The sequence below is a fragment of the Streptacidiphilus carbonis genome (genome assembly GCF_000787775.1).
In the GTDB taxonomy this organism is placed as follows: domain Bacteria; phylum Actinomycetota; class Actinomycetes; order Streptomycetales; family Streptomycetaceae; genus Streptacidiphilus; species Streptacidiphilus carbonis.
Window position 1 is genome coordinate 23,477 of sequence record NZ_BBPM01000036.1, and the last position, 13,809, is coordinate 37,285.

13 protein-coding genes and 1 riboswitch are annotated in these 13,809 nt (G+C 72.4%); of the genes, 2 read left to right on the top strand and 11 right to left on the bottom strand.

Features of this window, described 5'->3' with window-relative positions; genetic code table 11:
* The first annotated feature begins 292 nt into the window (after positions 1-292).
* The gene (locus TR46_RS24995; protein WP_152626663.1) at positions 293-2,359 is read left to right on the top strand and encodes an AAA family ATPase; all 2,067 of its coding nucleotides are present in this window, start codon (positions 293-295) and stop codon (positions 2,357-2,359) included.
* A 159-nt stretch (positions 2,360-2,518) separates the two neighbouring features.
* On the opposite strand, the gene TR46_RS25000 is transcribed toward TR46_RS24995, so the two are convergent.
* The 11 genes from TR46_RS25000 to TR46_RS25050 all read right to left on the bottom strand — a co-directional run bounded on the left by TR46_RS25000 (position 2,519) and on the right by TR46_RS25050 (position 12,308).
* On the bottom strand, positions 2,519-3,730 hold the full coding sequence (locus TR46_RS25000) for an ABC transporter permease (protein WP_042405186.1): 1,212 nt from the start codon (positions 3,728-3,730) through the stop codon (positions 2,519-2,521).
* Positions 3,727-4,653, bottom strand: a complete 927-nt coding sequence (locus TR46_RS25005) for an ABC transporter ATP-binding protein (protein WP_042405188.1) — start codon at positions 4,651-4,653, stop codon at positions 3,727-3,729. Before TR46_RS25005 ends, TR46_RS25000 begins: the two co-directional genes overlap by 4 nt.
* Before the next feature lie 93 nt (positions 4,654-4,746).
* Entirely contained in the window at positions 4,747-5,826 is a 1,080-nt protein-coding gene (locus tag TR46_RS25010; protein ID WP_042405189.1) for a hemolysin family protein, read from the bottom strand.
* Positions 5,823-7,169 (bottom strand): hemolysin family protein, encoded by a 1,347-nt coding sequence (locus TR46_RS25015; RefSeq protein ID WP_042405191.1) that lies wholly within the window; start codon positions 7,167-7,169, stop codon positions 5,823-5,825. Before TR46_RS25015 ends, TR46_RS25010 begins: the two co-directional genes overlap by 4 nt.
* 163 nt (positions 7,170-7,332) lie before the next feature.
* Positions 7,333-7,806, bottom strand: a complete 474-nt coding sequence (locus tag TR46_RS25020) for a PH domain-containing protein (protein ID WP_042405193.1) — start codon at positions 7,804-7,806, stop codon at positions 7,333-7,335.
* 49 nt (positions 7,807-7,855) lie between these two features.
* Positions 7,856-8,704 (bottom strand): ATP phosphoribosyltransferase, encoded by an 849-nt coding sequence (gene hisG, locus TR46_RS25025; protein ID WP_042405195.1) that lies wholly within the window; start codon positions 8,702-8,704, stop codon positions 7,856-7,858.
* Positions 8,705-8,810: 106 nt separating this feature from the next.
* Positions 8,811-9,080 (bottom strand): phosphoribosyl-ATP diphosphatase, encoded by a 270-nt coding sequence (locus TR46_RS25030; protein WP_030249077.1) that lies wholly within the window; start codon positions 9,078-9,080, stop codon positions 8,811-8,813.
* 106 nt (positions 9,081-9,186) lie between these two features.
* Positions 9,187-9,672 (bottom strand): 6,7-dimethyl-8-ribityllumazine synthase, encoded by a 486-nt coding sequence (gene ribH, locus TR46_RS25035; RefSeq protein WP_042405197.1) that lies wholly within the window; start codon positions 9,670-9,672, stop codon positions 9,187-9,189.
* Positions 9,673-9,718: 46 nt separating this feature from the next.
* Positions 9,719-10,996, bottom strand: a complete 1,278-nt coding sequence (locus TR46_RS25040; protein ID WP_042405199.1) for a bifunctional 3,4-dihydroxy-2-butanone-4-phosphate synthase/GTP cyclohydrolase II — start codon at positions 10,994-10,996, stop codon at positions 9,719-9,721.
* Positions 10,993-11,646 carry a nicotinamide mononucleotide transporter family protein gene (locus TR46_RS25045; RefSeq protein WP_042405202.1) on the bottom strand — a complete coding sequence of 218 codons (654 nt, stop codon included), beginning with the start codon at positions 11,644-11,646 and terminating at the stop codon, positions 10,993-10,995. Before TR46_RS25045 ends, TR46_RS25040 begins: the two co-directional genes overlap by 4 nt.
* Positions 11,643-12,308 (bottom strand): riboflavin synthase, encoded by a 666-nt coding sequence (locus TR46_RS25050; RefSeq protein WP_042405204.1) that lies wholly within the window; start codon positions 12,306-12,308, stop codon positions 11,643-11,645. Before TR46_RS25050 ends, TR46_RS25045 begins: the two co-directional genes overlap by 4 nt.
* Positions 12,309-12,544: 236 nt before the next feature.
* Positions 12,545-12,675, bottom strand: a riboswitch (FMN riboswitch).
* Between the two features lie 292 nt (positions 12,676-12,967).
* Between TR46_RS25050 and TR46_RS25055 the strand changes: the two genes are divergently transcribed.
* A complete protein-coding gene (locus TR46_RS25055; protein WP_042405206.1) occupies positions 12,968-13,750 on the top strand; it encodes a GntR family transcriptional regulator in 783 nt (260 codons plus the stop codon).
* Positions 13,751-13,809 lie beyond the last annotated feature (59 nt).

Sequence of the window (13,809 nt, forward strand, 5' to 3'; positions counted from 1 at the left end):
GGCGCCGCCGCGCAGAGCGTTTTGAGCCACAGGAAACCCCCGCCGACCGTTCCGGCACCCTTCCGGATCAGCACACCACCGGTACGATGCCCACAGGCGCCGACGCGACCTGGACGCGCCGACGGATCGTCATGGAGCTTTGACCGTATGGGTCTTCCAAAGGGGGGAGGGCCCGCGGCCCGCGCTCGGTGACCGGCACAGCCGCGCACAGCAGGGGGACTGACCGGTGGGGACTGAGGACACTGACGGCAGGCGTTCCCGCAGCCTGGCCGACCGAGCGTGGCTTCGCGCCATGGACGCCTACATCGCAGGGGCCTACACCCGCGCCGAGGAGGAGTTCCGCGCCGCCGTGCGGATCGACCCCGGGATGGCCGACGCCTGGCTCGGGCTGCACGCCCTGCGCTCCGAGACCTCGGCCGCCCTGCTGGCCATGCACCGCCACCGGGACCGCTTCGGCGAGCAGCGCCGGCTGCACCGCCGCCCGCTCAGCTCCTGGTACTGGCTCGGCTGGTGGGTGCAACCGGTGCTGGAGGACGCCAGGGACCTCGCCCTGGCCCATGCCTCGCACTGGCTCGACGGCCGGCACCTGACCGAACTGGAGCAGGCTCTCGCCGACTGCCCGCCCCGGGAGCGGGACCGCTCGGTGCGGTTCCTGCACGCCTGCCGCTCCTATCTGCTGAAGGACTGGGAGCAGCTGATCCGGGACACCGACGGGCTGCTGGACGATCCCCTCCTGGGAATCGAAGCCGGCCTCTTCGGCGGGATGGCCAGGGTCCGGCTGGACATGTGCGGCCAGGCCGAGCTGCCGCTCTCCGGTTCGCTGGCCCGTTGCCGCTCGGAACAGCCGCAGCGCAAGGAGCTGCGGTACTGGCTGGCCCGCGCGTACGAGGGCGGCGGACGCAGCGCCGCCGCCCTGTCGCTGTACCGGGCGGTGCACCGGGTCGACCCGGGGTTCATGGACACCACCGCGAGACTGGCCGCGATCACCGCCGAGGACGGGGTGGATCCGGCCCTGCTGGAGGCCCCGGCCCCGCCCACCCCGCAGCGCCCCCGGCACGCCAGCGGCGGCGGCTCCGGACAGCCGGGCCCGTCCGGGGGCGACCAGGCGTTCGAGGCCGCCTTCTTCGACGCCTACGCCGAGGGCCCCGAGGTGGTGGCCGGCCTGGACGGCTCGGGCGCCGACCCGCTCGACGGCCCGTACTCGGCCGGCCTGCTGGACGGGGACGAGGGCGTCGACGGGGGCTTCGGCGAGAGCGACCTCGGCGGCGGCGAACTGGGCGGCGGCGAACTGGGCGGCGACGGCTTCGGCGGCAGCGGGTTCGGCAGCGGCGACCCCGGCGACGGAGCCGGTCAGCCGCCGACGGACCCGCTCGGCCCGCAGGGCCCCGAGCGGCGCGGGGACGATCAGGACGGACGGGAGGACCGCGACGCCGAGGCCGGCGCCCGGCACCGGGCGGCCCAGTCCACCACCCCGCTGCCGCCGGGGACGATGGCCCAGCCGGACCGTCCGCGGCTGGAGGCGGCGCTGGCCGAGCTGGACCGGATGGTCGGCATGGAACCGGTCAAGCGCCAGGTGCTGGCCCTGTCGGCGCAGCTGCGGATGGCCCAGCTCCGGTCCGACCAGGGCCTTCCGGTGCAGCCGCCCAAGCGCCACTTCGTCTTCTCCGGCCCCTCCGGCACCGGCAAGACCACGGTGGCGCGCATCCTCGGCCGGGTCTTCTACGCCCTGGGGCTGCTCTCCGGCGACCATCTGGTGGAGGCCCAACGGGCGGACCTGGTCGGCGAATTCCTCGGCCAGACGGCGGTGAAGGCCAATGAGCTGATCGACTCCGCCCTGGACGGCGTGCTGTTCATCGACGAGGCCTACAGCCTCGCCAACTCCGGCTACAGCAAGGGCGACGCCTACGGCGACGAGGCGTTGCAGGTGCTGCTGAAGCGCGCCGAGGACAACCGGGACCGGCTGGTGGTGATCCTGGCCGGCTACCCGGAGGGGATGAACCGGCTGCTGGCCGCCAACCCCGGCCTGAACTCCCGGTTCACCAGCCGGGTGGACTTCCCCAGCTACCGCCCGGTCGAGCTGGCCGCGATCGGCCAGGCGCTGGCCGAGAGCGACGGCGACTTCTGGGACGAGGAAGCGCTGGAGGAGCTGCGCTCCATCTGCGCCCATGTGGTCCGCGAGGGCTGGATCGACGAACTGGGCAACGGCCGCTTCATGCGCACCCTCTACGAGAAGTCCTGCGCCTACCGCGACCTGCGCCTGTCGGTCCTGGCGGACCCGCCCACCCGCCAGGACCTGGCCACCCTGCGGCTTCCCGATGTGTTGCAGGCTTACGGCGAGCTCATCGAGGGGCGGAGCTGAGGGTGCGGGCGTTGCACGGTTTGTCGCGCAGTTCCCCGCGCCCCCAGCACGTGCAACTGAGCCAGCCGCAGACCCCTAGGGGCGCGGGGAACTGCGCGGCCGGCCACCCGCCACCGCAACTCCCCCGCCCCCGGACGCAACCCTCCCCGGAGGCTCCTCCTACGCCGCTTTCAACGCTTCCCGCAACGGAATCCGGGCCCCGCTCCGCAGCACCGCATTGCGATAGATCCGCCCCGCGAACCGCAGCAGCACCCCGCTGAAGGCCAGCGCCAGTACCAGCGACAGCAGCATCTCCCACAGCGGAGCGACCCCCATCGCGATCCGCATGGGCATCAGCACCGGCGCGCACGGCGGGACCATGGACAGCCACTCCACCAGCGAACTCTCCGGGTTGGAGGGCACCACCGAGATCCCCACCACCCAGGCCAGGATCAGCGGCGCGGTGGCCGGCAGCACCAACCCGCCGACGTCCTCCTGCCGGGAGACCGTGGCTCCCAACGCGGCGAACACCAGCGCGTAGAGCGCGAAGCCGACCCCGTACCAGGCCAGCGCCCAGGCCACGGTGCCGATCGAGCTGCCCAGCGACAGGCTGAGCGCCCCGGTGAACAGGCCCACGCCCACCCCGAGCACCGCCGGGACCAGCATCTGGATCAGCCCCAACAGCCCGGTGCCGAACACCTTGCCGGCCAGCAGCTGCCACGGGCGCAACGTGGAGAGCAGCAGCTCGACCACCCGGCTGGACTTCTCCTCGACCACCCCTTGGGCCACCGACTGCCCGACGAACATCAGCGTCATGTAGAGCAGCAGGGCCGCGACGATGGCGATGGTGAGCCGCTGCCCGTTCCGCGCCTTGGCCGGCTGCAACTCGGTGACCTGAACCTTGGCCGAGGCCACGGCCTGGCCGACCGTGGCCGGATCGCCGCCCAGCTTGGTGATCTGGGCGTTCAGCGCCGCCTGCTGGTCCACCACCTGGAAGAGCTGGTTCAGCGGGGTGCTGAGGCTCTTCTTCACCGTGGCCCGGATCCCCTGCGGACCGCTCTCGGCCAGCACGGCGACGTCGCCGCTCCTCACCTGGTCCACCCCGGTCGCCCGGTCGGCGACGGTGCTGACGGTGACCTTCTGGCCCAACTGCGCCGCGGTGGCCTGCAGGGCGGGGGCGAGCGAGGCGTCCTGCTGCACCACGGCGATCCTGGTGGGGCCGCTGGAGAGGTTGGCGTAGTGGGAGATCAGCGGGATGGCGACGGCGGCGGCCGCGGTGATCGCCAGCAGGACCAGGAAGGCCTTGCTGCGGATCCGGACGGTGATCTCGCGCACCGCCACCAGCCTGATCGCCTCGCGCGACCCGATCCTCAGCTTGTCGGGGGTCGTCATGCCGCCGCCTCCTCGGGCTTGTCCTGCGCACTGACCACATGCCGGAACAGCTCCGTCAGCGACGGCTGCCGACGCGCGAACTCCCGTACCGGCCCGGTGGCCAGCGCGGCGCGCAGCACCGCCTGGTCGTCGGCGTCCGTGCCCAGGCTCAGCACCGTCCGGCCGCCGTCCTGGGTGAGCACGGTGACGCCGGGCAGCGCGTCCGCCCAGCCCTGAGCGGCCTGCGGGGCCTCGACGACCAGTTCCTCGGTCCCACCGGACCGCAGTTCGGCCACGGTGCCGACGGCGACCATACGGCCGGCCCGGACGATGCCGACCCGGTCGGAGATCCGTTCGACCAGGTCCAGCTGGTGGCTGGAGAAGATCACCGGGACGCCGTCGGCGCACTTCTCCCGCAGCACCTCGCTCATCACGTCCACCGCGACCGGGTCCAGCCCGGAGAAGGGCTCGTCCAGCACCAGGATCTCCGGGTGGTGCACCAGCGCCGCGGCCAGCTGAACCCGCTGCTGGTTACCGAGGCTGAGCTTCTGCACCTCGTCGCCCAGACGGCCGGCCACGCCGAGCCGCTCGGTCCACTCGGCGGTGGCCCGCACCGCGTCGACCCTGGTCAGGCCGTGCAGCCTGGCCAGGTACTCCAACTGCTCGCCGACCTTCATCCGCGGGTAGAGGCCGCGCTCCTCCGGCATGTAGCCGATCCTGCTGCGGGTCTCCAGCGTCACCGGCGTGCCGTCCCAGCGCACCTCGCCCGCGTCCGCCGCGAGCACGCCCAGCGCGATCCGCATGGTGGTGGTCTTGCCGGCGCCGTTGCTGCCGACGAAGCCGAAGATCTCCCCGGCCCTCACCTCGAAGGTCATCCCGCTCAGCGCGACGGTGTCCCCGTAGCGCTTGGACACCCCGTCCACTTCCAGCCTTCGGTCACTCATGACGTTCCTTTCCCCCGTACCGATGAACTGATCATTCACCACCCCGTGGCAGGGTGGCAGCACATTTGAGTGCAAGTTGAGCTTGTCGGTCCGTCAGACCCTGACCTCGCCGACCAGTTCCTCCAGCACGTCCTCCATCGTGACCAGCCCCAGCGGCGTCCCGTCCCGGCCGACCACGCCGGCCAGGTGCGAGGTGGCCCGGCGCATAGCGGCGAGCGCGTCGTCCAGCGGGGTGCGGTCCGACAGCGTGATCAGCGGACGCCACAGCTCCCGGGGCACCGGCGCCTCCCGGTCCTCCAGCTCCAGCGCGTCCTTGACGTGCAGGTATCCCAGGAACGCGGCACCCCCGTCGACTGCACCGCCGCCGGCCGCACCGTCGTCAACCGCACCGCCGCCGGCCGCACCGCCGCCGACCACCGGGAAGCGGGAGAAGCCGGTGCGCACCGCCAGCTCCTCCAGGTGCCGCGCGGTCACCCCGGAGTCCACGGTGACCACCCGGTCCGGCTCCATCAGCACCTCGCTGACCGGCCGGCGGCCCAGCTCCAGGGCGTCCTCCAGCCGCTCCTGCGCGGTGCGGCCCAGCAGTCCGGCCTCGCGCGAGTCCTGCAGCAGATGCGCCAACTGCTCGCTGGTGAACACCGATTCGACCTCGTCCTTGGCCTCGACCCCGAGCAGCCGCAGCAGCAGGTTGGCGAAGGCGTTCAGGAAGCGGATCACCGGGCGCAGCAGCCGGGCCAGCCCGGCCAGCGGCGGCCCCAGCCACAGCGCGGCCCGCTCGGGACCGGCCAGGGCGATGTTCTTGGGCACCATCTCGCCGACCACCATGTGCAGGAACACCACCACGGCCAGCGCGATGACGTAGGCCAGCGGGTGGGTCAGCCCGTCCGGCACGCCCAGGGTGTGGAAGGGGCCCTCCAGCAGGTGGGCGATCACCGGTTCGGCGAGCGCGCCCAGCAGCAGCGAGCAGACGGTGATGCCCAGTTGGGCCGCCGCCATCATCGCCGAGACATGCTCCAGCGCGTACACCACGGTGCGGGCCCGCCGGTCGCCGGCCTCGGCCAGCGGCTGGACCTGGCTGCGGCGCACCGAGACCAGGGCGAACTCGGCGCCGACGAAGAAGGCGTTGCCGAGCAGCAGCAGGATGGAGAAGCCGATCTGCAGTACGCCGCTCATCGCTGCTCCTCCCGCCTGCGGCCGGTCCACTCGGTGCCGTCGCCGGTGCGGACCAGCAGCACCGCCTCGGTGCGGTGCCGGTCCATGCCCAGCACACTGAGCCGCCAGCCCGGCAGCTCCGCACTGTCGCCCTGCTCCGGCAGCCGTCCCAGCAGGTCGGCGACCAGACCGGCGATGGTCTCGTAGGGGCCCCCGGGGGCGGCCAGGCCGATCCCCTCCAGCTGGTCCACCCGGCAGCGGCCGTCGACCTCCCAGGCGGGGTGACCGTCGACCGGCGGCAGCGGGCGCAGCTCCGGGTGCTCGCCGGTGTCGTGCTCGTCCAGCACCTCGCCGACCATCTCCTCGACCACGTCCTCCAGGGTGGCCACCCCGGCGGTGCCGCCGTACTCGTCGACCACCACGGCCATCGGGTGCTGCCTGCGCAGCAGCTCCAGCAGCCGCTCGGCCGGGAGCGTCTCGGGGACCAGCAGCGGGGCCGCCATCAGTCCGGCCACCGGGGTGTCCGGGCGGCGCTCGACCGGGACCGCCAGCGCGTCCTTGAGCGTGACGATGCCGGTGACCTCGTCGATGCTGTGCTGGTACACGGGGAAGCGGGACTGCCCGGTGATCCTGGTGAGGTTGAGCACGTCGGCGGCGGTGGCCGACTCCTGCAGCGCGGCGACGTCGACCCGCGGGGTCATCACGCTCTCGGCGGTCAGCTCGCCCAGGCCCAGGGTGCGCACGAACAGGTCGGCGGTGTCCTCCTCCAGCGCGCCCTCGCTGGCCGAGTGCCGGGCCAGCGCCACCAGCTCCTCGGCGCTGCGGGCGGAGGCCAGCTCCTCGGCCGGCTCCATGCCCATGGCCCGGACCAGCCGGTTGGCGGCGCCGTTGAGCAGCAGGATGACGGGCCGGCAGACGATGGAGAACAGCCGCTGCGGTCCGGCGACGGCCCGGGCGACCTGCACCGGGCGGGAGATGGCCCAGTTCTTCGGGACCAGCTCGCCGACGACCATCTGCACCACGGTCGCCAGCAGCAGGCCGACCACCGCGGCGGTGGGGCGCACCGCGCCGCCCGGCAGGCCGATCGCGCGCAGCGGCGGGCCGAGCAGCTCGGCCAGCGACGGGTTGGCCAGCATGCCGACCAGCAGCGAGGTGACGGTGATGCCGAGCTGGGCGCCGGACAGCTCGAAGGAGAGGGTCCGCAGTGACCGCTGGACGCCCTGCGCCCTGCGGTCACCGCCCGCCGCGGCCCGGGAGACCTCCCCGCGGTCCACAGTGACCAGGGCGAACTCGGCGGCGACGAAGAGGCCGTTGGCGAGGATCAGCAGCAGGGCCACGCCCAGCAGCAGCCAGGCGGAGGTCACAGCGTTGCGCCCCTTCGGTTGTCAACGGCCGTAGGGGCGTACGTACTGGGGGGTTCCATCGGGGAGGGATCGTCTCCAGGCTTGCGAGCGGTCGGATGGGTACAACGCGGATGGGTGCAACGCGGATGCGTGCAACAAGGATGCCCGATCGAGCGGTGCGCACCTATTCGACGCGACGGGCGGTCCCGTAGAGGTCGACGCAGGCCCGCAGCTCCCGGGCGGCCCGCACGGCCTGGCGCAGCCCGGAGCCCGGCTGGATCGCCACCACCGCCAGGGTGCTGCCGTCGGAGAGGTCCAGCAGCACCCACGGGTCGCCGCGGCGCAGGTTGACGCCGAGGATCTCGGCCCAGTCGAGTCGGCGCCGGCGGACGAAGTTGACCACGGTCAGGCCCTGCGGGTCGGCCCTGGCCGCCGGCCGCGCCAGCACCACGAGGACCAGGGCGAACAGCAGTCCGCAGCCGGCCAGCCCGACCCGGTCGTGGCGGTGCCAGTCGTCCGGGCCGAGCGCGGCGACCGTGCAGAAGAATCCCAGGCTGAGCAACGCCAGCCCCAGCAGCACCACTCGGGTCAGCACCGGCCGCCAGACGGTGGGCAGTCGGGGCGGGATCTCCAGGGTGCGGCTGGGGTGGGCGGTCATACGGACCCCCTCGATGCGACCGGACGGGGCTGCGCCTGCCGGGCCGGGCCTAGAGCCGGCAGGCGTGGATGTTGGTGACCAGGATGGCGCGGGCGCCGATGGCCCACAGGTCGTCCATGATGCGCTGAGCCTCCTTGCGGAGCACCATCGACCGCACGGCGACCCAGCCCTCGCTGTGCAGCGGCGAGACCGTGGGCGACTCCAGGCCGGGGGTGAGCGCGACCGCTTCCGCGACGTGCTCGGCACGGATGTCGTAGTCCATCATCACGTATCGACGGGCCACCAGCACACCCTGCAGACGCCGCAGGAACTGCTCGGCGCGCGGGTCCTCGCCCGCGCCGGTGGGCCGGATCACCACGGCGTCGGAGACCAGGATCGGCTCACCGAACACCTCCATGCCGGCGTTGCGCAGGCTGGTGCCGGTCTCCACCACGTCGGCGATCACATCGGCGACGCCGAGCTGCACGGCGGTCTCGACCGCGCCGTCCAGCTTGGTGAGCGCGCCGGGGGTGACCCCGTTGTCGGCGAGGTGCTGGGCGACCAGGCCGGTGTAGGAGGTGGCGATCCGGCGGCCCTCCAGGTCCTTGACGCCGGTGGCCACCCCGGCCGGTCCGGCGAAGCGGAACGTCGAACCGGCGAAGCCCAGCGCCAGCACCTCCTCGGCGTCCGCGCCGGAGTCCAGCAGCAGGTCGCGGCCGGTGATGCCGATGTCGAGACGGCCCGAGCCGACGTAGATGGCGATGTCGCGGGGGCGCAGGAAGAAGAACTCGACCTGGTTCTCCGGGTCGACCAGGACGAGTTCCTTGGAGTCCTTGCGCTGCCGGTAGCCCGCCTCATGCAGCATCGCGGACGCCGGCTCGGAGAGGGACCCCTTGTTGGGAACGGCGATACGCAGCATGGGAACGGTGCCTTTCGGATCAGTGGGTTCTTCGGTTCCGGACATACAAGAAGCGGGGCACCGGATGTGCTCGGTGCCCCGCTCCCGTACTGCTCAAGGGCGGGGGTTACAGATGGGCGTAGACGTCCTGCAGGGTGAGGCCGCGGGCGACCATCATCACCTGCAGGTGGTAGAGCAGCTGGGAGATCTCCTCAGCGGTCCGCTCGTCGGACTCGTGCTCGGCCGCCATCCACACCTCGGCGGCCTCCTCGACCACCTTCTTGCCGATCGCGTGCACGCCCAGGCCCACCAGCTCCGCGGTACGCGAGCCCGGCTCGCCGGATACGGCCTTCTGCTGGAGCTCGGTGAAGAGCTCCTCGAATGTCTTCTGCGCCATGATGGGCTCCACCCTACGGGGTCGGCCGACCGCTCCGCTCCGCCGTCCAGGGAACGGACGGCCAACCCCGGATGACATCATCCGACCGACGCGCATCTGCTCCGGATCAGTGCTTCACCGTGTTGATCTCGCGCAGCAGCGCCGCCGTCGCCAGGGCCGCGGTGGCCGCCTCGTAGCCCTTGTCCTCCTTGGACCCGGGCAGCCCGGCGCGGTCCAGCGCCTGCTGGTCGTCGTCGCAGGTCAGCAGGCCGAAGCCGATGGGGACGCCGGTGTCCACGGAGACCTGGGTGAGGCCCATCGTCGCCGCCTCGCACACATAGTCGAAGTGGGGGGTGCCGCCCCTGATGACGACGCCCAGGGCGACCACCGCGTGGTAGCCGCGCGCGGCCAGGCCCCTGGCCACCACTGGCAGCTCGTAGCTGCCGGGGACCCGGTACAGCGCCGGCTCCTCGACGCCGGCCTCCTTCAGGGCCCGCTGTGCGCCGTCGATCAGGCCGTCCATGACCCTCTCGTGCCACAGCGACGCGATCACCGCGACCCGCAGCCCACGGCTGTCCTGGACCTTCAGTACGGGTGCGCCCTCGCCGCTCATGTTCCTGGTGCTCCTCTGTTGCGTGTGGTTGGTGGGGATACGGCTGTTACGCGAGCCAGGGCAGCTCGTGCCCCATCCGGTCGCGCTTGGTGGTGAGATACCGCAGATTGTGCTCCCCGGCCTGGATCGCCACGGCCTCACGGCCGCTGACGGTCAGTCCGAAGCCCTCCAGCGCGGTGTGCTTGTCCGGGTTGTTGGTGAGCAGCCGCAGCGAGCCCACCCCCAGGTCCTCCAGCATCCGCGCGGCGGCCGCGTAGTCGCGGGCGTCGGCCGGCAGGCCGAGGTCCAGGTTGGCGTCGACGGTGTCCCGGCCCGCCTCCTGGAGCTGGTAGGCGCGCAGCTTGGGCAGCAGCCCGATGCCGCGGCCCTCGTGCCCGCGCAGGTAGATCAGCACCCCGCGGCCCTCGGCGCTTATCCGGTCGAGCGCGGCGTTCAGCTGCGGGCCGCAGTCGCAGCGCTGCGAGCCGAAGACATCACCGGTCAGGCACTCGGAGTGGACCCGGACCAGCACGTCCTCACCGTCCGGCAGCCGTCCGTCCGGGCCGAGACCGCCGGCGACCAGGGCGATGTGCTCGATGCCGTCGGGCTCGCTGCGGTAGCCGAGCGCGGTGAAGTCGCCGTGGGCGGTGGGCAGCGCGGTGGCCGAGTCGCGGGTGACCGTGCGCTCGGTCCGGCGCCGGTAGGCGATCAGGTCCTCGATGGAGATGATCGCCAGGCCGTGCCGGCGGGCGAACGGGACCAGGTCGGGCAGCCGCGCCATGGTGCCGTCGTCGTTGACCACCTCGGCGATGCCGCCGGCCGGCGGCAGCCCGGCCAGCCGGGCCAGGTCGACCGCCGCCTCGGTGTGGCCGGGGCGCTCCAGCACGCCGCCGTCCTTGGCGCGCAGTGGGAAGACGTGGCCGGGGCGGGTCAGGTCGCCGGGCCGGGTGCCCGCGGTGGCCAGCAGCCGCACGGTGCGGGCCCGGTCGGCGGCCGAGATGCCGGTGCTGACCCCGTCCCTGGCGTCCACCGAGACCGCGTAGGCGGTGCCCTTGCGGTCCTCGTTGACGGCGGTCATCGGCGGCAGGTGCAGCCGGTCCAGCTCGCTCCCGGTCATCGGCACGCACACCACGCCGGAGCTGTAGCGGACGGTGAAGGCCATCACCTCCGGGGTGGCCGCGCTGGCGGCGAAGACGATGTCGCCCTCGTTCTCCCGGTCCTCGTCGTCGACGACCACCACCGGGCGGCCGGCGGCGATCTCCTTGATGGCGAACTCGACCGAGTCCAGCGTCAGGTCCTCGTAGAGCTCGCCGTGGTGCAGGGTCAGTTCCGTGGTGGCACTCATGCTGTTGCCCCTTCCAGGACCGGGGTCGGCTGCTGCGGAGTCCGGGTGCGCAGCCACCAGGACCGCATGCCGGCGATGACGAGGACGAAGTAGACGACGTAGATCAGGCCGGAGAAGGCCAACCCGCTGTTGAAGGCCAGCGGCACGCCGACCAGGTCCACCGCGAGCCAGGCGAACCAGAACTCCACCCAGCCCCGGCCCTGGGCGACCATCGCCGCCAGGGTGCCGGTGAACAGGTAGGCGTCCTCCCAGGGGGACCAGGACAGGTTGTAGGCCTGGAACAGCAGGGCGATGCCGATGGTGCCGACGGCGGTCCCGACCACCAGCCAGGCCCGCTCGGTCCAGGTCGCGAAGCGGATCACCAGGTCGCCGCTGTCGCGCCGGCCGCGCTGCCACTGCAGCCAGCCCCACAGCGACACCACGATGACCACGGCCTGCTTGCCCACACCGCCGCTGAGGTGCGCCGAGGCGTACGCGGCGACCAGCACCAGGCCGGACAGCAGTTGCACCGGCCAGCTCAGCACCGAGCGGCGCCAGCCGAGGGCCAGCGCGCCCAGCCCGAGCAGGTTGCCGATCATGTCGGACCACTTGATGTGCTCGCCGAACACGACGAACGCCTGGCTGTTGAGGTCGTCGATCAAGCTGCTCATGCCGGGTCACCCTGCGGGGTCGCCTGATTCACGACCCGGTCGCCCAGCAGCCGCTCCACGTACTTGGCGAGCACGTCCACCTCCAGGTTGACCGTTTCGCCGATCTCCTTGGCGCCCAGCGTGGTGTGGCTGAGCGTGGCCGGGATCAGGCTGACGGTGAAGCTGTCGGCGGCGGCCTCGACCACGGTCAGGCTGACGCCGTCCACGGTGATCGAACCCTTGTCCACCAAGTAGCGGGAGAGCGCGGCGGGGAGGCTGAAGCGCAGCACCTCCCACTGCGGGGCGCCGTCGGCGCCGGACTCGCCGGGGCTGCGGGAGAGCAGCACCGCGGTGCCGTCCACATGCCCCTGGACCAGGTGGCCGCCCAGCCGGGCGCCCAGCGCCATGGCGCGCTCCAGGTTCACCCGGGAGCCCGGCGCCAGCGCCCCCAGGCTGGACCTGTGCAGCGTCTCGGCCATCACATCGGCGCTGAACTCGCCTGGCGCGGAAGCGAGTTGAGCGTCGGTGTCGAGGACGGTGAGGCAGACGCCGTTGACGGCGATGGACTGGCCCTCGCGGGCGTCCTGGGTGGTCACCGGGCCGCGCAGGCGAATGCGCGAGGAGTCCCCCAGGTCCTCCACCGAGAGGACCTCACCCAGCTCTTCGATGATTCCCGTGAACATTGTCAGCTCTCCTCGACACGGACCGGCAGGCGCAGCGCGCGGACGTCCACGGAGAACAGCTGATCGACAAAGAAAATGCCCACCGGTTCCTCCTCGCGCTGTCTGGCGCGGGCTCCGGGGGCACTGAGGGAGAGAATGCGGGCAGAAGCAACGGGCAGGGGCGGCGCGGGAGGCAGTGGAGGAACCGGGAGAACCCCGGACGCCTGCACTGGTGCGCAGCACGAGCCCGACGCCCGCAGCGCACTGCCTCCCATCCGGACTTTCACCGTCGGTCCAGGAGTTTCACCTGGTCAACCGACCGCTGGAAGCGGCCGGGTCGCGGACTGTAACCGCCGGTTCGGAATTACACCGACCCCGGAGTGCGCAAACGTCGTAACTTGTGTCATCAGTCTGCCACGGCCCGACCACTTTTTGGCAAGACCGACCGCCGGCTGGACATGTGGCCTCTGTCACCCCGGCCCTGCGTTTCAATCCCTGGACGGCTCGGTGGCGGATCTCTGTCGCCCCGCTGACGAATCAGCAGGTCGGAGCAGTGGGGCCGGGGCCGCCCGATGGCGCAACACTGCCGCAACACCACAGTGGCCGATGCGTCGCTAGGGTCCTCGCCAACAGCAGACGGCAGACACCGGGCATCCGGACCGCGGCGAGAGGAGACCCCGATGGCAGCCCCCGTCGAGTTCCCCCGCCGCAGCGCGGTGGCCGCCGCGGCCGGACGCCGGCTGCGGGCCGACCGGGCCAGGCAGCTGGCCGACCTACTGCGGCGGCAGGTGCTCTCCGGCGCCTTCGGCACCGGGGCGCTCCCGCACGAGGATCGGCTCGCCACCGAGTACGGGGCGTCCAGGAACACCGTGCGCCAGGCGCTGGACCTGCTGCGCGACGAGGCGCTGGTGGAACGGGTGCCGGGGCTGGGCACCGTGGTCCGCTGCGCCAAGGTGCCGCACGGACTGGACCGGCTGATGGGTCTGGCCGAGACGCTGCACCGGCACGGCCGGGTCACCAACGAGGTGCGCACCGCCGCGCCGGTGGCCGCGCCAGGGCCGGTGGCCCACCGGCTCGGGCTGACGCCGGGCACCGAGGTGCTCTACGTGGAGCGGCTGCGCCGGCTGGACGGTCTGCCGCTGTCGCTGGACCTGACCTATGTCCCCATCGACCTCGGCCTGCCGCTGCTGGAGGCCGACCTGGAGCACACCGACGTGTTCCGGCTGCTGGAGCGGTTCAGCGGCCGTGCCCTGGGCTCCGCCGAGATCACCCTGGAGGCCGTCAGCGCCGACGCGCACTCCGCGGCGGTGCTGGAGGCTCCGTGCGGAGCCGCCCTGCTGATGCTGGAGCGGCTCACCCGTCTCGACGACGGCCGTCCGGTGGACCTGGAGTTCATCCGGTTCCGCGGCGACCGCATCGCCATGACCGGGGTGCTGCACCGGGACGACCCGTCCCGGGCCTGACTCCCCGTCCGTTCCCCCGTCCCGCCCCTGCCATGTACAGCCACGCCCGGGAGACCCTC